Source organism: Nocardia sp. BMG111209 (assembly GCF_000381925.1).
Classification (GTDB): domain Bacteria; phylum Actinomycetota; class Actinomycetes; order Mycobacteriales; family Mycobacteriaceae; genus Nocardia.
This window is the reverse complement of record NZ_KB907307.1, coordinates 3,707,736-3,729,702: the sequence shown is the minus strand read 5'-3', so window position 1 is coordinate 3,729,702 and position 21,967 is coordinate 3,707,736. Positions and strand designations below refer to the sequence as shown.

Below are 21,967 nucleotides of genomic sequence, written 5' to 3'. Positions count from 1 at the left end.
GAACGAACGTCGAACCTATCACCGACCACCCGCGGATCTTGAATAAACGAACGTTGTTAGGATATCGTGCAGCAGTAACCTAACAACGTTTGGTTAGGAGATTCCGGACATGGACCTCGAGCTCGGCGACGACCATCGGCAGCTGCGCGATGTCGCCCGCGACTGGGTCGACACACACGTCGTGCCGCACGCCGCGGACTGGGATCGGGCGGAATCCGTCGACCCGGCGATCGTCGGCGCACTCGGCACCATGGGCTTCCTCGGCATCGAGATCCCGGAGGAATTCGGCGGCTCCGGCGGCGACGCTCTGGCCTACTGCGTGCTGCTCGAGGAGCTCGGCCGCGGCGACAGTTCGGTGCGCGGCATCGTCTCGGTATCGCTGGGGCTGGTCGCGAAGACGATCAAGACGTACGGCACCGCGGCCCAGCAGAACCGGTTCCTGCCGCGGCTGTGCGCGGGGGAGGCGCTGGGCTGTTTCGCGCTGACCGAACCGGGTGTGGGCTCCGACGCCGGCAATCTGACCACCAAGGCCGTGCGCGACGGCGACGACTGGCTGCTGTCCGGCACCAAGATCTTCATCACCAACGGCACCTGGGCCGAGGTCGCGCTCGTCTTCGCCCGCACCGGCGGGCCGGGGCCGAAGGGCATCACCGCCTTCCTCGTACCCACCGACCTGCCCGGATTCACCCGCACCGAGATCCACGGGAAGCTCGGCCTGCGCGGTCAGCGGACCGCCGAGCTGCACTTCGACCGGGTCCGGGTGCCCGACGCGTTGCGCCTCGGCGACGAGGGGCAGGGCTTCCGGATCGCGATGGCGGCGCTGGACAAGGGCCGGATGGGGGTCGCCGCCGGTTGCGTCGGCGTGGCCCGCGCCGCGCTGGAGGCCGCCGTCCGCTACTCCACCGAGCGCGTCCAGTTCGGCAAGCCGATCGCCTCCTACCAGCTGATTCAGGAGATCCTCGCCGATATCGCGGTGGAGGTCGACGCGGCCCGGCTGCTGGTGTGGCGGGTCGCCGACCTGGTCGATCGCGGCCGGCCGTTCGGCACCGAGGCCTCGATGGCCAAGCTGTTCGCCGGCGAATGCGCGGTGAAGTCGACCAACAAGGCGCTCGAGGTGTTCGGCGGCTACGGCTTCGTCGACGAGTATCCGGTCTCGAAGTATGTGCGCGACGCGCGAGTGCTGACGCTCTACGAGGGCACCGCCCAGATCCAGAAACTGCTCATCGGCCGCGCCCTCACCGGCGTGAACGCCTTCGTCTGAACCCTTCCAGGAGAATCATGACCGACAAGCGCAAGGTAGCCCTCGTCACCGGAGCGGCCCGCGGCATCGGCGCCGGCACCGCGGCCCGGCTGGCCGCCGACGGTATCGCCGTGGCCGTCGCCGACCTCGACGAGCAGGCCTGCCGCGAGACCGCGGACCGGATCGTCGCCGCCGGTGGCACCGCGATCCCGGTGGCGATCGACGTGACCGACGAGCAGCGGGTGACCGCGGCCGTGGAACAGGTTGTCGCCGAACTGGGTTCGGTGGACATCCTGGTGAACAACGCCGGTGTCATCCGCGACAACCTGCTGTTCAAGATGTCGGTCGACGACTGGGACACCGTGATGTCGGTGCACCTGCGCGGCGCGTTCCTGTGCAGCAAGGCCGTGCAGAAATACCTGGTCGAGCAGAAGTACGGCAAGATCGTCAACACCTCCAGCGTGTCCGCCCTCGGCGCTCGCGGGCAGGCCAACTACTCGGCCGCCAAGGCCGGTATCCAGGGCTTCACCCGTACGCTCGCCATCGAATTGGGCCCGTACGGGATCAATGTCAACGCGATCGCGCCGGGCTTCATCGTCACCGAGATGACCGCCGCCACCGCCGCTCGGGTGGGTGTCACGCTCGAGCAGATGGCCGAGCGGGCCGCGGCGGTCACCCCGGTCCGGCGGGTCGGGCAGCCCGCGGACATCGCCAATGTCGTCGCCTTCCTGGTGTCCGACGAGGCGTCCTTCGTGACCGGCCAGACGCTCTACGTCGACGGTGGCCGCAAGCTCTGAATCCCGTTGCGCGGCACCGTCTCCGAGATCCCACGGCGACGGTGCCCGCTTCCCGCGGCGACCGTCCGCCGCCCTGTTCCCCTGGCGACCCCGTCGCCGCGCAGTACCGATTCATCCAGGAGTCATCCGTGCAACGCACCCTCTACAACGACGATCACGAAGCCTTCCGCAAGACCGTCCGCTCGTTCCTCGAGTCCGAGGTCGTGCCGTATCACGACGAGTGGTACGCCGCCGGCCTCGTGCCCCGCGAGTTCTATTTCAAGCTCGGTGAGCTGGGCATCTTCGGTATCGAGGTGCCGGAGGAGTTCGGCGGCGCGGGCATCGAATCGTTCAAGTTCGAGGCCGTCCTCGTCGAGGAGGTGCATCGCGCGGGTGTGTCGCTCGGCGGCTCCGGCGTACACGTCGGGCTGTGCCTGCCGTATCTGAAGAAGCTCGCCGGCGAGGAGCAGAAGCAGCGCTGGTTCCCCGGCTTCATCTCCGGCGAGACCATGTTCGCGATCGCGATGACCGAGCCCGGTACCGGTTCCGATCTGGCCGGGATGAAGACCACCGCGAAGTTGTCCGAGGACGGCACCCACTACGTGCTCAACGGCGCGAAGACGTTCATCACCGGTGGCGTGCACGCCGACCGGGTGATCGTCTGCGCACGGACCGCCGCGCCGCGTGGGGAGGATCGCCGCTACGGCATCTCGCTGCTGGTCGTGGACACGAAGTCCGCGGGGTACACCGTCGGCCGCAAGCTGGACAAGCTCGGCCTGCGGACCTCCGACACCGCCGAACTGTCGTTCACCGATGTGCGGGTGCCGGTCGAGGATCTGCTCGGCGAGGAGCACCGGGGCTTCTCCTACCTGGGCCAGAACCTGCCGCAGGAGCGGCTGTCCATCGCCGTCGGCGCGTACGCGCAGGCCGTGGCCGCGATCCGGTTCGCCAAGGAATACACCCAGCAGCGCAACGTGTTCGGCAAGCCGGTGGCGAGCTTCCAGAACACCAAGTTCGAGCTGGCCGCCTGCCAGGCCGAGGTCGACGCCGCCGAGGCGGTCTCCGATCGCGCGATCGAGGCGCTCGACGCGGGCACCCTGACCGCGGCCGACGCGGCCTCGGCGAAGCTGTTCTGCACGGAGGTCGCCGCGCGCGTGATCGACCGCTGCCTGCAGCTGCACGGCGGCTACGGATTCATCAACGAATATCCGATCGCGCGCCTGTACGCCGACAATCGGGTGAACCGGATCTACGGTGGCACCAACGAGATCATGAAGACGATCATCGCCAAGGATATGGGCCTGTAGGGCGAATTCGCCTGGTAGGGAGGAATATTCGATGACCGCGACGCTGTCGGTGGCGAGCATCCTGGCCGAGCCCGCCTGGCGGGTGCCGGACAAGATCGCCCTCGTGGAGGGTGCGCAGCGGATCACGTTCGCCGAGATGTGGCGGCAGGTGCGGGAGCAGGCCGCCGCGCTCATCGAGCGCGGGATGCGGCCCGGTGACCGGGTCGCGCTGATGTGCCCGAACGTCGCGGACTTCCCGCGCGCCTACTACGCGATTTTGGCCGCGGGCGGCGTCGTGGTGCCGGTGCACCTGCTGCTGTCCGTCGACGAGGTGGAACACGTTCTGCGCGACAGCGGCGCGACGCTGCTGCTGGCGCATCCGATGGTGGCGCCGGTCGGTGAGGCCGCGGCCGCGCGGGTCGGCATCCCCAGCATCGACCCGGCGAGCCTGGTCGCGGCCGAGCCGATCCCGACCTTCGTGACCCGCGGCCCGCTGGATCCGGCGGTGATCTTCTACACCAGCGGCACCACCGGCCGGCCCAAGGGCGCCGAGCTCACCCACCTCAACATGGTCATGTGCGCCACGGTGAACACCTACGACGCCAACCACGTCACCGCGAGCGATATCGCCCTCGGCGCGCTGCCGTTGTTCCACGTGTTCGGGCAGACGGTATCGCTGAACTCGCAGTGGCGGGTCGGTGCGCCGCTGGTGCTGCTGCCGCGGTTCAGCGCCGAGGCGGCCGTCGAGCTGATGGTGGCCGAGGGGGTGAACATCTTCCACGGCGTGCCGACCATGTACGTCGAGCTGATCAAGGTCGGCCGGGCCGCGGATCGGTTGCCGCAGTTGCGTTTCTGCATCTCCGGCGGCGCCTCGCTGCCGCCGTCGGTGCTGGAGGACTTCGAGGCCGTGTACGGCGCGCCGGTGCTGGAGGGTTACGGCCTGTCGGAGACCTCGCCGACGGTGACCGTGAACCAGCCGCTGCTGGGCATCAAGCCGAACACCGTCGGCCTGCCGGTATGGGGTGTGAACGCCGAGATCGCCGATCCGGTCGTGCGCGAGGAGATCGTCTTCCTGCCGCAGGGCGAGGTCGGCGAGGTGGTCGTGCGCGGGCACAGCGTCTTCGAGCGGTACATCGGTAATCCGGAGGCCACCGCGGCGGCGGTGGTGGACGGCTGGTTCCGCACCGGCGACCTGGGTGTGAAGGATGCCGACGGCTTCCTGACGATCGTCGACCGGATCAAGGAGATGATCATCCGCGGCGGGTTCAACGTGTATCCCACCGAGGTGGAGGCCGCGCTGCTGCGGCATCCGAAGGTCGCCCAGGTCGCCGTGATCGGTGTGCCGGACGAGAAGTACGGCGAGGAGGTGGTGGCGGTCGTGGTACCCGACGGCGAGGTCACCGCCGCGGAGATCATCGACTACGCCAAGGAACACGTGGCCCGGTACAAGTACCCTCGCCGGGTGGAGTTCCTGGCCGAACTGCCCCTGGGCCCCACCCTCAAGGTGCTCAAACGCGAACTGAAGGAGCGATACCTGTGACGGATTTCCCCGACTTCGACACCTTCCGGGCGGCGATCGGCACCGAGATCGGGGTCAGCGACTGGCTGACCGTCGATCAGCAGCGCATCGACACGTTCGCCGACGCCACCGACGACCACCAGTGGATCCACGTCGACCCGGAACGCGCGGCCGAGGGCCCGTTCGGCCGGCCGATCGCGCACGGCTTCCTGACGTTGTCGCTGTCGGTGCCGCTGGTCAACCAGGCGGTGTCGGTGGGCGGGGTGCGGATGGGAATCAACTACGGCCTCAACAAGGTTCGCTTCATCACCCCGGTCCCGGTCGGCGGCCGCATCCGCGCCCGGGTCACCCTGGACTCGGTGAAGGACATCCCCGGCGGGATCGAATCGGTGCGTGCGGTCACCATCGAACTGGAGGGTGCGGTGAAGCCCGCCTGCGTCGCCGAAAGTATCGTCCGGCTGCTCGGCTGAGATTTCCAATCGCCCCGGGGCGCAGTAGCTTCCGGACGGTACCGAGGAGCCTGCCTACGTCGCCGCGAGTATTGTCCGGCTGCTCGGCGAAATCCGGATTGCCCCGGGGTGCAGCACCTTCCAGAGAGGCTGCCTGTCGCCGAGACTATCGGCCGCTGCTTCGGCTGAGATCTCGGATTGCCCGGGGGCGCAGTAGCTTCTGGAGGGTGCCGAGAAGCCTGCCTACGTCGCCGCGGGTATCGGCCGCCTGCTCGGCAGAGATCCGGTTTGTCCCGGGGTGCAGCACCTTTCGCGTATCGCCGGTGACTCGATCACCGGTGTGATTCCGCCGGGTTCCGGAACCGGTCGGCGTTGCGGGTGCACCAGTCGGCGAAGCGGGCCGGTCGGCGGCCGAGCAGCTTCTCGACGGTGTCGGTGCGCAGGCCCATGGTGTCGGCGCGCATCAGGGTGAAGCCCTCGAGGATGGCCTCGGCCAGCGCGGGCGGGGCGCCGTTCGCGTAGCGGGCGCGGACGGCCTCCTCGGGGGTGGCGGCGGTGCGCACCGGGATGGTGCGGCCGAGCGCGGCCGACAGGACCGCGACTTGTTCTGCGGTGGTGAAGGTTTCGTCCCCGGTGAGGACGTACTCCGCGCCGGCGTGGCCGTCCTCGGTGAGCGCCACGGCCGCGACCGCCGCGATATCGGCCGGATCGATCGGCGCGTACCGGCCCGGACCGCTCGGATCCAGTACCGGTGCACCGGATTTCACGGCCGCCACCCATTCCAGCGCATTGGACATGTAGCCGCCCGGCCGCAGGATCGTCGCCGGGATGCCGCTGCCCCGGACGATCTCCTCCCGCTCGTGATGCCAGCGGCCCATCGCGGGCATCGGATCGCCGAGCACGTTGAACGACGACAGCAGGACCAGCCGGCGCACCCCGGCCTGTAGCGCCGCGGCCACCGCATCGGCGGCCGGTGTCACGGTGAGGCCCGGGATCAGCAGGAACGCCGCGTCGGCGCCTTCGAAGGCCGGGGGGAGGGTGGCCGGGTCGGTGAGATCGCCGACGATCCGTTCCACGCGCTCGGGTGCGTCCGCGGCCCGTGCCGGATCCCGGACCAGCATTCGCACCGCGTGGCCCTGCCGATCGAGCGCGCGCACCAGTTCCCGGCCGACATTTCCGGTGGCACCGGTGACCAGTATCATTGTTCCTCCAGATCGTTTGCCGTCTAACGAAAAGAACGTTAGACGGCAAACGATCCGCTCGTCAACCCCGAAGGAGACCCGTGCCGGAATTTCTCGACCTGCACGGCCGCACCTCGAAACTGGTGCGCGCCTTGGCCGATCGCGATATGCGGCGGCACGGACTGCACCTGGGGCAGAACCTGGTGCTGGCGGTGCTGTGGGAGAACGACGGCCGCACACCGGGGGAGATGGCCGCCGCCCTGAACGTGACCACGCCGACGGTGGTGAAGATGGCCAACCGCATGACCACCGCGGGCCTGCTGGAGCGCCGCCGCGACGACCGGGATGCGCGCCTGGTCCGGCTGTGGCTCACCGAAACCGGTCGCGCACTACAGGATCCGATCGAACACGACCGGAAAGCCCTGGAGGACAAGGTGACCGCGCTACTCGGCCCGGACGAACTCGCGCAACTACTGTCGGCGCTGACCAAGATCCACGACGCCGCAGCCGAATTGGTCGGCGAACCGACCGATCACACCGCCGCGATCCCCGACTGAACCCTGCGAGTCAGTGTTTCGGCCGGGTGCTCCACAATGCCCACAGCACGAGCACCGGCTGGAAGAACAAGCGCACGAGCCGTTTACGGTCGGTGTCGAGTCCGAACGCGCTGCGCCGGCCCAGATATTGGGCGAGATTGCCGGGGAACACCGCGACGAAGAACAGCGCCAGCAGCCGGCCGATCCTGGCCCGGTCCTGGCGGGCCAGCAGCAGCATGGCGCCGAGGGTGACCTCGACGCCGCCGGAGGCCATGACCACGCCGTCCTTGTCCAGTGGTACCCAGTCCGGGACCTGCGCCTGGAAAGCGGTTCTGCCCCAGAACAAATGACTGAGACCGGCGAAGACCATCGCGCCGGCCAGGATCGTGCGCGCCAGTGTGCGCGCCGGAGGCGTCCGGTCCTCGGAGCGGGGCAGCACCTGCGACCCGCTCACCGCGATATCGTCCACGGAACTCGTAGTGGGCATCGAGCGCTCCTTCCGGTGGCCGCGCCGCGGCCGAAGTGGAGAACAGACCGTTCGAGGACCCGACCATGATCGGGAGGACGAGCCCACCGCAATCCTAGGCGCAATCCGGACATCCGCACCGTACGAGTTCACGCTCGCACCCCTCCGCCGGGAACAGCGCACGGTTGCCGCCGACGCGGGCCGTCCGGGTTATCGGGCCGGGCCGGAAGCACGAACCGCCACGGGCACTCCCGCCCCGGACGAGCCGCTCAGACGTCCGCGCCGAGTGCGAACAGCCACGGCCACTCGTGCCCCGACAAGCCGTTCAGGCCTCCGCGCCGAGCACGAACCGCCACGGGCACTCCTGCCCCCGACGAGCCGTTCAGTCCTCCGCGCCGAGTTTGTTGCTGATGGTGACCCAGCGGTCCAGCAGCGCGGTGGCCCTGCCCGAGTCGACCGCCCCGGCGGCGCGGGTGAGGTTGGCGGCCAGGGCGTCGTGGAGGTCGCCGGCCGCGATCTCCGGGGTGAGTTCGTAGGCCGTGATGGCGGCCGCGGAGTTCAGCAGGACCGCGTCCCGGACCGGGCCGGGTGTGCCGGCGAACATGTCGCGGGCGATGGCGGCGTTCACGGTGGCGTCGCCGCCGCGCAGGGCCGCGGGCTCGACGCGGGGGATGCCCAGGCGCACCGGGTCGATGACGATCTCGGTGGCGCGGCCGCCGGTGACCACCCAGCCCCGAGAGCGGTCGGCGGTGGTGATCTCGTCGAGGCCGTCGTCGCCGCGCACGACCAGGGCGTTGGCGCCGCGCTCGGCGAAGGTACCGGCGATCACCGGGAGCAGGGCGGGGAAGGCGCAGCCGATCAGGCCGGCCGCGGGCTGGGCCGGATTGGTCAGGGGCCCGAGCACGTTGAAGACCGTCGGGATACCGATCTCCTTGCGGGCGGCGCCCGCGAAGCGCAACGCCGGGTGGTACAGCGGGGCGAAGCAGAAGGCGATACCCGCCTGCTCGACGCACGCGAGCACGGCGTCGGGGCCCAGCGCGATCCGCACGCCGAGGGCCTCCAGGACGTCCGCGCCGCCGCTGCGCGAGGACAGCGCGCGGTTACCGTGCTTGACCACGGGAATTCCGGCGGCGGCCACCACCACCGACGACATGGTGGAGATGTTCACCGAGCCGGACCGGTCGCCGCCGGTGCCGACGATATCGATGGCCGGTGTGGTCAGCGGGACCCGGGTGGCGTGCCGGAGCATGCCGGTGGCCAGCCCGGACAGTTCGGTGGGGGTCGGGCCCTTCATCTTGATCGCGACGCCGAAGGCCGCGATCTGCGCCGAGGTGGCGTTGTCGGACATGATCTCGTTCATGGCCCAGGCAGCCTCGTCCGCGGTGAGATCGACACCATCGGTGAGGGACCCGAGGATCTCGGGCCAGCTGCGCGCGGTCATCGCCAATACTCCTGTCGCGACATCTGTCGGCCGCCGGCGCATGCCGGGAACCAGTGCCCCTGCAGCCTAGTGGGCACGGGCAACGAATTATCGCCCGGCGGGCGAACCCGGTTGCAGCGCCTCCCAGCCCAGGGCGGTGCCGTCGTGCCGCTGGGCCAGACCGGCCATCCGCGCGCGTTCCTGGGAGCAGTGCAGCGCGTCGAGGAGCTGTTCGCGCTGGAGCAACAGGATGCCGTCGTCGCCGGTCACGGGGGTGTAGCCGTCCTGGGCGGCGATGCGCACGACCTCGCCGGTCCGGTCGGCCGGGATGCGCAGGTGATGGCGCAACAGCGCCGATGTGCCCGGATCCCAGGCGGCGGCCCGGTCCAGGGCCGCCGAGCAGGACTCCGCGTCGTCGAAGCTCGCGGCGACCACGACCAGGTCGGAGCGGGTGTCCAGCGCCACCGCCGGTTCGCGCCGCCGCTGCCACCACGTCCGTACACCCATGCCGTCATCATCGCCCGCCCGGGCTCGTCCGGATCGCGCGGGGGGCCGGGTGCCGGCGGCAAATGCGCGTGTGCCGTGCCGCACATCACCGCGGGCCGGAAATCCGGTCGAAAAGGCTTCTACCAGGGCTGAAACGGTCACGAACGGGACACGCCGGGGCATTTCGAGTGCGGCTGGCGCGCTGCGGTTTCCGACACAAGGGTGCGAGATTCCCACCCGGCTACTCCTGTCGTACTACGACGAGTCATACTTACCGGCGTGACGACCGCAGTAGGGACCCCAGGATCGGCCATAACTCAGCGCGTGCATTCGCTGAACCGGCCCAACATGGTCAGCGTCGGAACCATCATCTGGCTGTCGAGCGAGCTGATGTTCTTCGCCGGCCTCTTCGCCATGTACTTTGTCGCGCGCGCGCAGGCCCACGGTAACTGGCCGCCGGAACCGACCGAGCTGAACCTGAAGCTCGCCGTGCCGGTCACGGCCGTGCTGGTCGCCTCGTCCTTCACCTGCCAGATGGGGGTGTTCTCCGCGGAGCGCGGCGACGTGTTCGGGCTGCGCCGCTGGTACGTGGTCACCTTCTTCATGGGCCTGTTCTTCGTCTGCGGTCAGGGCACCGAGTACCACGCGCTGTACTCGGAGGGCACCACGATCTCGAGCAGCGTCTACGGCTCGGTGTTCTTCATCACCACCGGTTTCCACGGTCTGCACGTCATCGGCGGTCTCATCGCGTTCATCTTCCTGCTGGTCCGCACCAAGGTCAGCAAGTTCACGCCGGCGCAGGCCACGGCCGCGATCGTCGTCTCGTACTACTGGCACTTCGTCGACATCGTGTGGATCGGGCTGTTCGCCACGATCTACTTCGTCCGCTGACCCGGACCTCCCATCCAGCCTTTGCACACGTCGGTTCCGTCTACTCCAAAGGGACACAGATGAGTTCATCTCCCCCGTCAGCGCCGGACCCCATCAGCGGGGTCGACGGCGTTTCGAGCGATCAGGCCACCAAGACCCGTAAGCAGCGCCGGCTGCGCCGCAAGCTGGCGGGCAGCCTGGTCCTTCTGATGGGCCTGGTCGGAGCCGGTTTCGCGGCGTCGGCGCTGACCCCGCACGCACAGGTCGCCACCGCCAACGAGGATCAGGCCGCCCTGATCCGCGAGGGTAAGCAGCTGTACGACACCTCGTGTGTCACCTGCCACGGCGCCAACCTGCAGGGTGTGCAGGACCGGGGTCCGAGCCTGATCGGCGTCGGTGAGGCGGCCGTCTACTTCCAGGTGTCCACCGGCCGCATGCCGGCCGCCGCCAACAGCTCGCAGATCGTGCGCAAGCCCCCGAAGTTCGACGAACACCAGACCGACGCGCTGAGCGCGTTCGTCGCCTCCAACGGCGGCGGCCCCTCGCTGGTGCGCGACCCGGACGGCAAGATCGCGGAGGACTCCCTGCTGCAGGGCGCCGATCTGGGCCAGGGTGGCGAGCTGTTCCGGATGAACTGCGCGTCCTGCCACAACTTCACCGGTAAGGGCGGCGCGCTGTCCTCCGGCAAGTTCGCGCCGCCGCTGGAGGCGGCCAGCGCGCAGCAGATCTACGCCGCGATGCTCACCGGCCCGCAGAACATGCCGAAGTTCTCCGACCGCCAGCTGACGCCGGAGGAGAAGCGCGACATCATCGCGTATCTGAAGAACCGGATGGATTCACACCCCGAGGGTGGCTACGGTCTGGGCGGACTCGGCCCGGCCACCGAGGGCCTGGCCATCTGGGTGATCGGCATCGTGGCCCTGGTGGGTTCGGCGATGTGGATCGGATCCCGATCATGAGTTCGACAGAACAGGAGCGCAGCGACATGCCCAGCGGGCACGACGACCTGAACCCCAGCGAGGACCGGCTCGACGAGATGTCGCAGGAGGAGCTGGTCGCCCTCGGCACCAAGCTCGACGGCGTCGACGTCGTCTACCGCGAGCCGCGGTGGCCCGTGCCGGGTACCCGCGCCGAGAAGCGCGCCGAGCGTCAGGTGGCGTTCTGGTTCCTGGTGTCGGCCCTGTCGGGCGCCGGTCTGATCGGCGTCTTCCTCTTCTGGCCGTGGCGCTACAAGTCCCGGGACGAGTCCGGTGCGGGCATCTACTCGCTGACCACCCCGCTGTACGGCCTGCTGCTGGGCCTGTCGGTGCTGGCCATCGGCGTCGCGATGGTGCTCATCCGGAAGAAGTTCATCCCGGTCGAGATCTCCATCCAGGACCGGCACGACGGTCCGTCCCCGGCGGTCGACCGCCGTACCCTGGTCGCCCAGCTGCAGGATTCGCTGGAGACCTCCACGCTGGCCCGCCGCAAGATGATCACCCGCACCGCGGGCCTCGGCATCGGCGTGCTGGGCGTCGGCGCACTGCTGGTGTTCGTCGGCGGCCTGATCAAGAATCCGTGGGCGCAGCGCGACAAGTCGCCGCTGTGGGTGTCGGGCTGGACCCCGGACTACCCGGGTCAGACCGTGTTCCTGCGCAAGGACACCGGCCGTCCGGACGACGTCGTGCTGGTCAAGGCCGAGGATCTCGACGCCGGCGCGATGGAGACGGTCTTCCCGTGGAAGGAAGAATGGCGTGGCAACGAGGAGGAGACCCTCCAGTCGCTGCGCGGCATCCGCAACGCGGTCATGCTGATCCGCTTCCGCACCGAGGATGCCCAGAAGGCGATCAAGCGCAAGGGCCAGGAGAGCTTCAACTACGGCGACTACTTCGCCTTCTCGAAGATCTGCACCCACCTGGGCTGCCCGACCTCGCTGTTCGAGCAGCAGACCAACCGCATCCTGTGCCCGTGCCACCAGTCGCAGTTCTCGGCGCTGGAGTGGGGTAAGCCGATCTTCGGTCCCGCCGCTCGCGCGCTGCCGCAGCTGCCGATCACCGTCAATACCGAGGGCTACGTGGTCGCCGCCGGCGACTTCATCGAGCCGCTCGGCCCGGCCTACTGGGAGCGTCGTTCATGAGCCCGAGTAAAGCGGCCGCACAGGCCAACGAAATGGACGAGCGCTATCGGGCAGCGGCTTTCGTCAAGCGGTCGATCAACAAGGTCTTCCCGACCCACTGGTCGTTCCTGCTCGGCGAGATCGCGCTCTACGCGTTCATCATCCTGCTGCTGTCGGGTGTCTACCTGACACTGTTCTTCGATCCGTCGATGACCGATGTCGTCTACAACGGCTCGTACCAGCCGCTGCGTGGTGTGACCATGTCGCGGGCGTACGAGACCGCGCTGAACATCAGCTTCGAGGTGCGCGGCGGTCTGTTCGTCCGCCAGGTGCACCACTGGGCGGCGCTGCTGTTCGCGTGCTCGATCATCATCCATCTGTTCCGCATCTTCTTCACCGGCGCGTTCCGCAAGCCGCGCGAAGCGAACTGGGTGATCGGCTCGCTGCTGCTGGTGCTGGCGATGTTCGAGGGCTTCTTCGGCTACTCGCTGCCGGACGACCTGCTGTCCGGTACCGGCCTGCGCGCCGCGTTCGGCGGTATCACGATGGGTATCCCGCTGATCGGCACCTGGACGCACTGGCTGATCTTCGGCGGTGACTTCCCGGGCACGATCATCATCCCGCGCCTGTACGTGGCGCACGTGCTGCTGTTCCCGGGCATCATCCTGGCGCTGATCGGCGCGCACGTCGCGCTGGTCTGGTACCAGAAGCACACCCAGTTCCCCGGACCGGGCCGCACCGAGAAGAACGTGGTCGGCGCCCGCATCATCCCGGTGTTCGCCGCCGACCAGGGTTCGTTCTTCATGTTCACCCTGGGCATCGTGGCGATCATGGGTGGCGTGCTGCAGATCAACCCGATCTGGAACCTGGGCCCGTACAACCCGTCCCAGGTGTCGGCGGGTTCGCAGCCCGACTTCTACATGATGTGGACCGACGGCATGGCCCGCCTGATGCCCCCGTGGGAGCTGTACCTGGGCCGGTACACCATTCCGGCGGCGTTCTGGGTCGCGCTGATCATGGGCCTGGTGTTCACGGTGCTGATCGCCTACCCCTTCATCGAGAAGCGGCTGACCGGCGACGACGTCCACCACAACATCCTGCAGCGGCCGCGTGACGTGCCGGTGCGGACCGCGATCGGCGCCATGTCCATCGCGTTCTACCTGGTGCTGACGCTGGCGTGCGTGAACGACATCCTGGCGATGAAGTTCGACATCTCGCTGAACGCGACGACCTGGATCTTCCGGATCGGCCTGCTGGTGGCCCCGCCGCTGGCGTACTTCGCCGCCTACCGGATGTGCCTGGGCCTGCAGCGCAGCGACCGCGCGGTGCTGGAACACGGCATCGAGACCGGCGTGATCAAGCGCCTGCCGCACGGCGAGTACATCGAGGTGCACCAGCCGCTGGGCCCGGTCGACCACCACGGTCATCCGATCCCGCTGGAGTACCAGGGCGCCCCGGTGCCCAAGAAGATGAACAAGCTCGGCGCGGCCGGCAAGCCCGGTATCGGGTCCTTCCTCATCGCCGATCCGCTCGAGCAGCAGCAGGCGCTGGTCGACGTGGAGCACGAGCAGGAGCACAAGCAGCTCGCGATCCTCGCCGAATACCAGTCGCAGATCGTCGGCGGCAGTGGGGATCACGACCACCACTGACGAGTATTCGTCCGGAACACCGGGGCCTCGAACCGAATTCGGTTCGAGGCCCCGGTGCGTTCCCGGTATGTCGCGCGCGGCCCGGGGCGAATTCGGCGCATACCGTGCGTAATTCTCCCGCCCGGCGGGTGACTCGGGTTACAGTCTGACCCGTGAACAGGCCGATTGCCCTGGAAGTGCGGGGCGACCGCGACCCGATGCCGGCGGCCGGCACCGGGACGAAGACCGGCGCCGCCCTGGTCCTCGGCGTATTCGCCGCGGCCACAATGATTTTCGCGGTACCGGCCGCGGCACAGGCGACCCCGTCCGGCGTATTGATCAACGAGCGTACGTATTCCGGCGCGCCGGGCTGTGTCACCGTGCGCGGCTTCCCGATTCGGCTGCGGGTGGACAACCGCAGCGCCGCGGCGGCCCGGGTCTATCTGCTGCCCGGTTGCACGGGCGGAGTCACCAAGTCGATCGAGGCGGGCAGGAAGGCGGCCCCGATCGGCGCCTCCGTCCTGTTCGGCTGACCGCCCCGCTCACTCGCCGAGGGAGAACCCGGCCTCGATATCCGCGCGCGAGTAGGACTTGAACGCGATGTGGGTATCGGTCCGCAGCACCCCGGCCGTCTTGTTGATCCGTCCGGTGACCACCTCGGCGATCCGCTCGTGATCGCGCACCCGCACGATCGCGATCAGATCGACGTCCCCCGCGCACGAGTACACCTCGGCAACCCCCTCGAGATCGGCCAGCGCCTGCGCGGTCTCGGGGATGCGGGCAGCCTCGGCGTGGATCATCACGATCGCGGTAATCATGCGACCGAGTCTAGATCGGCCCAGCTCCCCGCCCGGCCGCGACCGAGCCGATCCGGCCGAGCAAGCTACTCCTGCCCGGCACCCGCCTCGACCTGTGCCGCAGCCTCGGCCAGCGCCACCCACTCGGCCCACGCACCGGCCCCGAGCCGCGGCACCGCGTACCCCTCGGTCGTCCGCACGATCCGCACCCCCGGCTGTTCCAGCCACCGCACGATCAACCCGGTCTCCTCCGGCGAGGCCCCCCGCAACGGCGGATAGACCCCGTCCTGCCCGCACCATCCCCGCCGCATGTCCTCATCCTTGCCACACCGCGGACACCTGTCCCCGAGGCCGTCCAGCACACCGTCCAACGGCTCCGCACCGGAATCCGGAACGCGCCGGCCGATCTCGAGAGCACATGGGTAACTCCCCGGGAAACTCCCACCCGAGCGCCCGTCAGGTAGGACCTGCGACCGCCTGTCGAGGCTCCTACTCGTATGGCCTGAAACGCGGAGAGGCGGGCAAGCTTCTGCGGTGGCGGTCAGGGCTCTCACCACCGGCATCGGTGGGGTGCCGCGACCGGCGTTGCCGGCGGCGGCGAGGCGGCCGTAGCGGACGATCGCGAATTCCCACCCGCCCGCGCCATCGGGCCGGGCGGCGACGAATTCGGCGAGCCGGGCCAGTGCGGCCAGCCGCTGGGTCCGCCGCAGGGCGCGCACGACGGTGACCGTGCGGTCGCGCAGCCGGGCCGCGGCCTCGAATTGTTCTGTGTCGGCGTAGGTTTCGATGCGGTCGCGCATCGCGTGCAGTGGCGCGTCGGTGCGGCCGGCGAACAGGTCGCGGACCAGATCCGTCGCCGCCGCGTATTCCGTTGCGTCCGTATGCTTTCCACCGATACTCGCGGGGCAGCCGCCGACCGCCGCCGGCGGGCAGTCGGGGCCGTGGCGGCCGGTGCGGGGGATCCGGGTGGTGCAGGTGCGCACGCCGCACCAGTCGGCCAGGGTGCCCGCCACCGCGACGGCGTCGGCCCGGGAAGTGAACGGGCCCACCGCATCCGGGGCCGGGGTGCGGGTGGTGGTGAACCGCGGGAAGGGCTCGTCGGTGAGGGTGAGCCACCAGGCGCGGCGCGGAAATTTCGACCGGCGGTTGTACGGCGGGGTATGGGCGACCAGGAGCCGGAGCTCGCGGACGCCGGCCTCGAGTCCGTGCGCGCATTCGACATGTTCGACGCGGGTCGCGAGGGCGACCATCTCGCGCATCCGGGTGCGGGTGTCGGAACCGGTGAAGTAGGAGTGCACCCGGCGGCGCAGATTCACCGCGGTGCCGATGTAGAGGACCTCGTCGCCGGGCCCGCGGAACAGGTACACCCCCGGGGTCGTGGGCAGATCGGCGGCGAGGTGCCGTTTGGCGCGCTGCCGCCGGGTGACCTCCGGCAGATAGTCGATCAGTTCGGCGAGGGTGTCCACGCCGAGGTTGCCGACCCGCTCGATGAGCGCGTGCAGCACGTCCACGGTGGCGCGGGCATCGTCGAGCGCGCGATGGGTGGGCCGGGTCCGCGATCCCAGCACCTGTGCCAGCACCGACAGCCGCACCGAGGGCGCCTCGTCGCGGTCGAGGACGCGGCGGGCCAGCTGGACCGTGCACAGTACGGGGGCGCCCGGCCAGGGCGTGCCGCACTGCTGCGCGGCGGCCTTCAGGAACCGGGTGTCGAAGCGGGCGTTGTGGGCGACCAGTACCGCACCGGCGGCGAACTCCAGGAAGCCGGGCAGCACCGCCTCGATCCGCGGCGCGTCCCGGACCATGGCCGTGGTGATCCCGGTCAGCTGCACGACCTTGGGCGGGATCGGGCAGCCCGGGTCGACCAGGGTGGCGAACTCGCCCAGCACCTCGCCGCCGCGCACCTTCACGGCGCCGATCTCGGTGATGGCGTCGCCGTCCGCGCTGCCGCCGGTGGTCTCCAGGTCGACCACGACGAACGTGGTGTCGTACAGCGGGAGGTCCGGGTGGTCGCCGGGATGCTCGTCGGGGAACGCGAGGGCGAGCTGGGCCTGGCGCGGCCGCCGAACGGGCTGGGACACGGCCTGCAGCGTAGGGACGGGGTACGACACCCACCGGGTGTCGCGAAGGGTACCCGCGCCACCTGAAAGGTCCCTACGTGCGCGCTTCGGATCACCCGATTACACCTCTCTGTGACCAGAGTCACATATATTCACATTCGAGATCAGTCGCCGCCACGGCGGCGTGCGTGGGCCGCCCGCTTGTCGGTCGGTTCGGTGCCCGGCCGCTGATCGATTCTTTTCAAGAACCAGATGGTCTGTTTCTGGGTCGCGGAGACGTTGCCGACCTGGCGATCGGACGTCTCCGCCCGGTCGTCGCGGGGGTCTGCGCGCGGCCCGCCGACCCCGATCGGTGGCCTGCCGGTAATGCGAAGTTACACTTTTGTGATTGGTGTGAGATATGTCTCGAGGGTTATCGGGAACCTTTATGTATTTCCGGATCACCGCATCGTCCCTGCTTTACAGGGCACCGTTATGCGTTCGTAATTTCTCCGAGACCTCACGGAGTTCGACGCGTCACCCGGCGCAGTGCCGTGAGGCAGATGAGGAGAACGCAACATGGCGATCAAGCGACAGGGCCGGGTACACCGGGCCGTTGCGATCGGAGCCGTCGGAGCCGCCACCCTCAGCGGGCTGCTCGTGTCCGCGGTTCCGGCTGGGGCGCAGACGATCACGGTGGCCGGAATCGGCCGGATCGATGTGCCCGCCGATATCCCGGTGCCGGTCGACATCCCGGGCGTGGACGTCGGTCCCGCCGTCGGTGCTCCCGCACCCGTCGTCCCCCCGCCGGCGTTTCCGCCGCTGCCCTTCGCGTTGCCGCCGCTGTTGCTGCCGCCGCCGCCCCCGCCGTTCGAGACCCCGGGCCAGCGGGCCGTCGATGCCGCGCTGAGCAAGATCGGCTCGCCGTACAGCTACGGCGCCACCGGACCCGACGCGTTCGACTGCTCCGGCCTGGTGCAGTGGTCCTACGAACAGGCCGGCGTCGACGTGCCGCGCACCAGCTACGAGCAGGAGAACGCGGGTCGGCCGGTCTCGCTGGACGATCTGCAGCCCGGCGACGTCATCACCTTCTACGGCGGTAGCCATTCCGGCATCTACGTCGGTGACGGCAATGTGGTGCACGCGGCGGACTACGGCCAGCCGGTCGATATCGCGCCGCTGGACTCGATGCCGGTGACCAGCGCGCACCGGTACTGAGCGCACCGCACGAGACCGGCGGCGGCCGTGATCGATTCGCGGTCCACTGGACACGCGCCGCTGCCGTTTCGTAACCTCATCGAGACCTTCCGATCCACCTGAATATGAGTTCGAGAACGGGGCACGGCAGCTCGTGGCAGCACACCCGGACACCCACCGCACCAAACGCCTGATGAGCGGCTCGCTCGCAGTCGGGGCACTGGTCCTCGGCGTCTGTGCCGCAGGAGGGGTCTCGGCGGATCCGCCGAGCTCGGCCGGCGACGCCGTGCAGAAGTTGTTCGATCTGTCCCGGCAGTCCGAGGAACTCGGCCAGCAGGCCCTTGCCGCGCAGACGGATCTGGACGCGAAGGAGGCCGTCGCCCGCGACGCCGACGCCAAACAGTCCGTCACCGGCCAGGCGCTCGACGCGGCCGAGGCGGACGTCCAGCGCTACCAGCCCGATGTCGACCGGGCCGCCATCGCCGCCTACACCGGCGCCCGGACCGATCGGTTGTTCTCGGTACTGGTCAGCGACTCGCCGCAGCAGATGCTGGATCAGATGTCCGCCCTGGACGTGATTTCCGCGCAGACCGCGCAGCAGTACGGCGGTCTTGCCAAGGCCGACAAGGCCGCGACGGTCGCCGACACCGCGGCCCGCGCCGCCTCCGACGCCGCGCACACCGCGGCCCAGCAGGCCGACGCGGTGCGCACCGATCTGGAGAAGAAGCGTTCCGACCTGCAGGCCGCCATGGCACAGGTCATCGAGGCGTGGGGTCAGCTGTCGGCGGGGGAGAAGTCGAGCCTGAGCGCCTCGCTGTTCCCGCCCGGCTTCGATCGGGAGACGTTGCTGCGCGGGCTGGTCCCCGGCAGCGGCACCAGCGCGCTGGCCGCCGGGCTCACCCGGATCGGCGATCCGTACGTGTGGGGCGCGACCGGCCCGGACGAGTTCGACTGCTCCGGCCTGGTGCAGTGGGCCTTCCACCAGGTCGGAATCAACCTGCCGCGCACCAGCTATGCCCAGGCCACGGTCGGCACGCCGGTCTCCCGCGACGATCTGCAGCCCGGCGATGTGGTGTTCTTCTATTCGGACGCCTCGCATGTGGGCATCTACGCGGGCAACGGGCTGCTGCTGCACGCGTCGACGTTCGGCGTGCCGGTGGCGGTCGCGCCGATGGGCTCGACCCCGTTCCACTCGGCCCGCCGATACTGGATGGGTATGAAGCAGTAACAGCGAGCGGGGGCCATCGGACTCAGAGGTGAGGATGAGCGCACTGCGGCGGTTCCGGGGGTGGCTGGCGGCTCGGCAGCGATTCGAGTTCGTGGTCACCGTCGCGATGATGGTGGCGTTGACCGCCGTCGGCGGCGCGCTGATCCTGCTCCCGAAATCGGCGCTCCCCGCGGTCCGCCCGGCGCCCGCGGTGGCGCGGGCCGAGGACCTGCCCGCCGATCCGCAACTGCCGGAGGTGCGCAGGCTCATGTCCGGTTTCGGCCCGGTGGTGGCCCAGCAGGAGGCGGCCGAGGACGGCCGGGTCTCGATGGTCTTCGGACATGCCCGCCAGCGCGGTGACGTGGACCTGCTGGCCAAGGAGGCCGGGCCCGCGGTCACCGCCGTGACCGAACTGTGGGGTCCGGACTGGTCCCGGGCCGCGGTCGTGGTGGTGGCTTCCAGCACCGCGGAATTCGCGGCCCTCACGCATGCGACCGGAACGGTGTCGCCGGAGGTGGCCGCCGCGTCGGTCGCCGATCCGTTCCTGCCCGGCACCCGGCCGACCGGCCAGCGGGTGGTGTTCGCCCCCGACGCCGCGCGCCGGCTCGGGCCCGACGGGCTGCGGGAAACCCTGCGGCACGAGCTGACCCACGTGGCCGCCCGCGCGCGGACCGCCGACGGTTCGCCGCAGTGGGTGCTGGAGGGTTTCGCGGAGTACTCCGGACATCGCGGCGAACAGCGTTCCCTCGCCCAGCAGGCCCCGACCCTGACCGCACGCATCCGCGCCGGCGCGCTACCGGCCGACCTCCCGCCGGACGCGGATTTCGCCCCCGGCGCCGACGCGGCCCTGGCCTACGAGACCGCCTGGTCGGCGAACGCCTTCGCCGCCGCGCGATTCGGCGAGGCGAAACTGGTGGACCTGTACCGGCACGCGGCCACCGGCCCGAAGGATCCCGCCGCACTCGACGCCGCCTTCCGCGACACGCTCGGCATCGGCCACGACGAATTCGTCACCGGCTGGCGGGACTGGCTCGCCGCGCACACCGCGGCCTGAACGCCGCGATCCCCGTTGCGGCGCAAGCGGTTCGCGGTGGCGGGGGGTGGGAAACGGCGATTCGGGCAGGGCAATAGACTCGCGGGATGGCGCGCACCCTGTTGGTGACCAACGATTTTCCGCCGCGGCCCGGCGGCATCCAATCGTATGTGCACACCCTCGCGATGCAGTTGCCGCCGGATCAGCTCGTGGTGTACGCGCCGCGCTGGCGGGGCGACAGCCATCTGCGGTTCGACGCGCAGCAGCCGTTCCAGGTGGTCCGCCACCCCACCACGCTGATGCTGCCGACGCCGCCGGTGCTGCGCCGGGCGGCGAAGCTGCTGCGCGACGAGCGCTGCGACACGGTGTGGTTCGGCGCCGCCGCGCCGCTGGCGCTGATGTCGCCGCTGCTGCGCCGCGCCGGGGCCAGGCACATCCTGGCCAGTACGCACGGTCACGAGGTGGGCTGGTCGATGCTGCCCGCCGCGCGGCAGGCGCTGCGGGTGATCGGCGAGACCACCGACACCGTCACCTACGTCAGCAAGTACACCCGGCGCCGGTTCGCCGCCGCGTTCGGGCCGCAGGCGGCGCTGGAATATCTGCCGCCGGGGGTCGACAGCACGGTGTTCCGGCCGGATCCGGCGGCGCGGCAGGAACTCCGGGCCCGGTACGGCCTCGGCGACCGGCCGACCATCCTGTGCCTGTCCCGGCTGGTGCCGCGCAAGGGCCAGGACGCGCTGATCGTGGCGATGCAGCAGATCCGGGAGCGGATCGACGGCGCGGTGCTGGTGATCGCGGGCGGCGGCCCGTACGAGGACCGGCTGCGCGGCCTGGTCGCCGCCACCGGTCTGGCCGGCGACGTCGTGTTCACCGGCCGGGTGCCGGCCGCGGAACTGGCCGCGCACCACACCATCGCGGACGTGTTCGCGATGCCCAGCCGCACCCGCGGCGCGGGCCTGGACGTGGAGGGGCTCGGCATCGTGTACCTGGAGGCGTCGGCCACCGGCGTCCCGGTGGTCGCCGGAAGGTCCGGGGGCGCGCCGGAAACCGTCCTCGAGGGGCGGACCGGCTGTGTGGTCGACGGCCGTTCGCAGCGGCAGATCGTGGACGCGCTCGTCGACATCCTGTCCGATCGCGACGCCGCGGCGGCCATGGGTGCGGCGGGTCGCGCCTGGGTGGCGGAGCAGTGGCGGTGGGACGTGCTCGGGAACCGGCTGCGAGATCTGCTCGACCGCACCGTGCCGTCCGGTTCGGTGGGGTTCTCGAGCTAGGCTCACCGGCATGAGCAGTATCCAGATCGCCGACCAGACCTTCGTCGCGGCGCCGGGCGTCGCGGTGGCCGGGCTGCTCGCCGACCGCGGACGCTGGCGCGGCTGGTGGCCGGATCTGGCATTGGAGGTCCGGGAAGACCGCGCCGACAAGGGAATTCGCTGGACCGTGAGCGGGCCGCTGACCGGCACCATGGAGGTGTGGCTGGAGGCCTGCCTGGACGGTGTGGTGTTGCACTACTTCCTGCACGCCGAGCCGCAGCAACCGCTGTCGCCGCGGGCGTTGCCGGCCGCCAACCGGGCCCGCCGGGTGGCGGGCCGGAAGATGGCGTTCGAGATCAAGTCCCGGCTGGAGGCCGGCCGTCCCGCGGGCGTCGCCCCCGGCGCGCCGCCTCGGGCCGTTGCCGCCGTATCCTGAGTTCCGTTCCCGCACAACGTATTTCAGTCCCTACTACCGATAAGGAAGCGCTGTCTGTC

The 21,967-nt window shown here is 69.8% G+C and carries 22 protein-coding genes; 16 read left to right on the top strand and 6 right to left on the bottom strand.

Going from position 1 to position 21,967, the window contains the following annotated elements:
• The first annotated feature begins 109 nt into the window (after positions 1 to 109).
• The 5 genes from G361_RS0117170 to G361_RS0117150 all read left to right on the top strand — a co-directional run bounded on the left by G361_RS0117170 (position 110) and on the right by G361_RS0117150 (position 5,291).
• The gene (locus G361_RS0117170) at positions 110 to 1,261 is read left to right on the top strand and encodes an acyl-CoA dehydrogenase family protein (RefSeq protein WP_019928334.1); all 1,152 of its coding nucleotides are present in this window, start codon (positions 110 to 112) and stop codon (positions 1,259 to 1,261) included.
• 17 nt (positions 1,262 to 1,278) lie between these two features.
• Positions 1,279 to 2,037 (top strand): 3-oxoacyl-ACP reductase FabG, encoded by a 759-nt coding sequence (gene fabG, locus G361_RS0117165; protein ID WP_019928333.1) that lies wholly within the window; start codon positions 1,279 to 1,281, stop codon positions 2,035 to 2,037.
• Positions 2,038 to 2,165: 128 nt separating this feature from the next.
• The gene (locus G361_RS0117160; protein ID WP_019928332.1) at positions 2,166 to 3,323 is read left to right on the top strand and encodes an acyl-CoA dehydrogenase family protein; all 1,158 of its coding nucleotides are present in this window, start codon (positions 2,166 to 2,168) and stop codon (positions 3,321 to 3,323) included.
• A gap of 31 nt (positions 3,324 to 3,354) precedes the next feature.
• Complete coding sequence (locus G361_RS0117155; protein WP_019928331.1) at positions 3,355 to 4,842, top strand: long-chain fatty acid--CoA ligase; 1,488 nt, start codon at positions 3,355 to 3,357, stop codon at positions 4,840 to 4,842.
• The gene (locus tag G361_RS0117150; RefSeq protein WP_019928330.1) at positions 4,839 to 5,291 is read left to right on the top strand and encodes a MaoC family dehydratase; all 453 of its coding nucleotides are present in this window, start codon (positions 4,839 to 4,841) and stop codon (positions 5,289 to 5,291) included. Before G361_RS0117155 ends, G361_RS0117150 begins: the two co-directional genes overlap by 4 nt.
• 311 nt (positions 5,292 to 5,602) lie before the next feature.
• On the opposite strand, the gene G361_RS0117145 is transcribed toward G361_RS0117150, so the two are convergent.
• Positions 5,603 to 6,472 (bottom strand): NAD(P)H-binding protein, encoded by an 870-nt coding sequence (locus G361_RS0117145; protein WP_019928329.1) that lies wholly within the window; start codon positions 6,470 to 6,472, stop codon positions 5,603 to 5,605.
• Between the two features lie 80 nt (positions 6,473 to 6,552).
• Between G361_RS0117145 and G361_RS0117140 the strand changes: the two genes are divergently transcribed.
• Complete coding sequence (locus G361_RS0117140; protein ID WP_019928328.1) at positions 6,553 to 7,008, top strand: MarR family winged helix-turn-helix transcriptional regulator; 456 nt, start codon at positions 6,553 to 6,555, stop codon at positions 7,006 to 7,008.
• A 10-nt stretch (positions 7,009 to 7,018) separates the two neighbouring features.
• Here G361_RS0117140 and G361_RS0117135 read toward each other — a convergent pair whose 3' ends face one another.
• The 3 genes from G361_RS0117135 to G361_RS0117125 all read right to left on the bottom strand — a co-directional run bounded on the left by G361_RS0117135 (position 7,019) and on the right by G361_RS0117125 (position 9,380).
• Positions 7,019 to 7,357, bottom strand: a complete 339-nt coding sequence (locus G361_RS0117135) for a hypothetical protein (RefSeq protein WP_231387032.1) — start codon at positions 7,355 to 7,357, stop codon at positions 7,019 to 7,021.
• A gap of 478 nt (positions 7,358 to 7,835) precedes the next feature.
• A complete protein-coding gene (gene trpD / locus G361_RS0117130; RefSeq protein WP_019928326.1) occupies positions 7,836 to 8,894 on the bottom strand; it encodes an anthranilate phosphoribosyltransferase in 1,059 nt (352 codons plus the stop codon).
• Positions 8,895 to 8,981: 87 nt separating this feature from the next.
• A complete protein-coding gene (locus G361_RS0117125) occupies positions 8,982 to 9,380 on the bottom strand; it encodes a hypothetical protein (protein ID WP_019928325.1) in 399 nt (132 codons plus the stop codon).
• Between the two features lie 258 nt (positions 9,381 to 9,638).
• On the opposite strand from G361_RS0117125, the gene G361_RS0117120 reads away from it, so the two are divergent.
• The 5 genes from G361_RS0117120 (at position 9,639) to G361_RS0117100 (ending at position 14,485) form a co-directional block, all read left to right on the top strand.
• On the top strand, positions 9,639 to 10,250 hold the full coding sequence (locus G361_RS0117120; protein WP_026343143.1) for a heme-copper oxidase subunit III: 612 nt from the start codon (positions 9,639 to 9,641) through the stop codon (positions 10,248 to 10,250).
• A 59-nt stretch (positions 10,251 to 10,309) separates the two neighbouring features.
• Positions 10,310 to 11,188: a c-type cytochrome gene (locus tag G361_RS0117115; protein WP_019928323.1), complete on the top strand. Its 879-nt coding sequence runs from the start codon at positions 10,310 to 10,312 to the stop codon at positions 11,186 to 11,188.
• Positions 11,189 to 11,214: 26 nt separating this feature from the next.
• Positions 11,215 to 12,345 (top strand): ubiquinol-cytochrome c reductase iron-sulfur subunit, encoded by a 1,131-nt coding sequence (locus G361_RS0117110; RefSeq protein ID WP_026343142.1) that lies wholly within the window; start codon positions 11,215 to 11,217, stop codon positions 12,343 to 12,345.
• Positions 12,342 to 13,973, top strand: coding sequence for a cytochrome bc complex cytochrome b subunit (locus G361_RS0117105; RefSeq protein WP_026343141.1), 1,632 nt, complete (start codon positions 12,342 to 12,344; stop codon positions 13,971 to 13,973). The genes G361_RS0117110 and G361_RS0117105 overlap by 4 nt, the downstream gene beginning before the upstream one ends.
• 152 nt (positions 13,974 to 14,125) lie before the next feature.
• Entirely contained in the window at positions 14,126 to 14,485 is a 360-nt protein-coding gene (locus G361_RS0117100; RefSeq protein WP_155981477.1) for a hypothetical protein, read from the top strand.
• A gap of 9 nt (positions 14,486 to 14,494) precedes the next feature.
• On the opposite strand, the gene G361_RS0117095 is transcribed toward G361_RS0117100, so the two are convergent.
• Positions 14,495 to 14,770: an Lrp/AsnC family transcriptional regulator gene (locus G361_RS0117095; protein ID WP_019928319.1), complete on the bottom strand. Its 276-nt coding sequence runs from the start codon at positions 14,768 to 14,770 to the stop codon at positions 14,495 to 14,497.
• Positions 14,771 to 14,835: 65 nt separating this feature from the next.
• Positions 14,836 to 16,827: a DEDD exonuclease domain-containing protein gene (locus G361_RS43895; RefSeq protein WP_019928318.1), complete on the bottom strand. Its 1,992-nt coding sequence runs from the start codon at positions 16,825 to 16,827 to the stop codon at positions 14,836 to 14,838.
• Positions 16,828 to 17,364: 537 nt separating this feature from the next.
• Between G361_RS43895 and G361_RS0117085 the strand changes: the two genes are divergently transcribed.
• From G361_RS0117085 to G361_RS0117065, 5 genes are all read left to right on the top strand, one after another.
• Entirely contained in the window at positions 17,365 to 18,003 is a 639-nt protein-coding gene (locus tag G361_RS0117085) for a C40 family peptidase (RefSeq protein ID WP_019928317.1), read from the top strand.
• A 172-nt stretch (positions 18,004 to 18,175) separates the two neighbouring features.
• Positions 18,176 to 19,210, top strand: coding sequence for an NlpC/P60 family protein (locus G361_RS0117080; protein ID WP_036495162.1), 1,035 nt, complete (start codon positions 18,176 to 18,178; stop codon positions 19,208 to 19,210).
• Between the two features lie 34 nt (positions 19,211 to 19,244).
• Entirely contained in the window at positions 19,245 to 20,243 is a 999-nt protein-coding gene (locus tag G361_RS0117075) for a hypothetical protein (protein WP_019928315.1), read from the top strand.
• A gap of 86 nt (positions 20,244 to 20,329) precedes the next feature.
• Complete coding sequence (locus tag G361_RS0117070; protein WP_019928314.1) at positions 20,330 to 21,493, top strand: glycosyltransferase family 4 protein; 1,164 nt, start codon at positions 20,330 to 20,332, stop codon at positions 21,491 to 21,493.
• A 10-nt stretch (positions 21,494 to 21,503) separates the two neighbouring features.
• Complete coding sequence (locus G361_RS0117065; RefSeq protein ID WP_019928313.1) at positions 21,504 to 21,908, top strand: hypothetical protein; 405 nt, start codon at positions 21,504 to 21,506, stop codon at positions 21,906 to 21,908.
• The last annotated feature ends 59 nt before the right edge of the window (positions 21,909 to 21,967 follow it).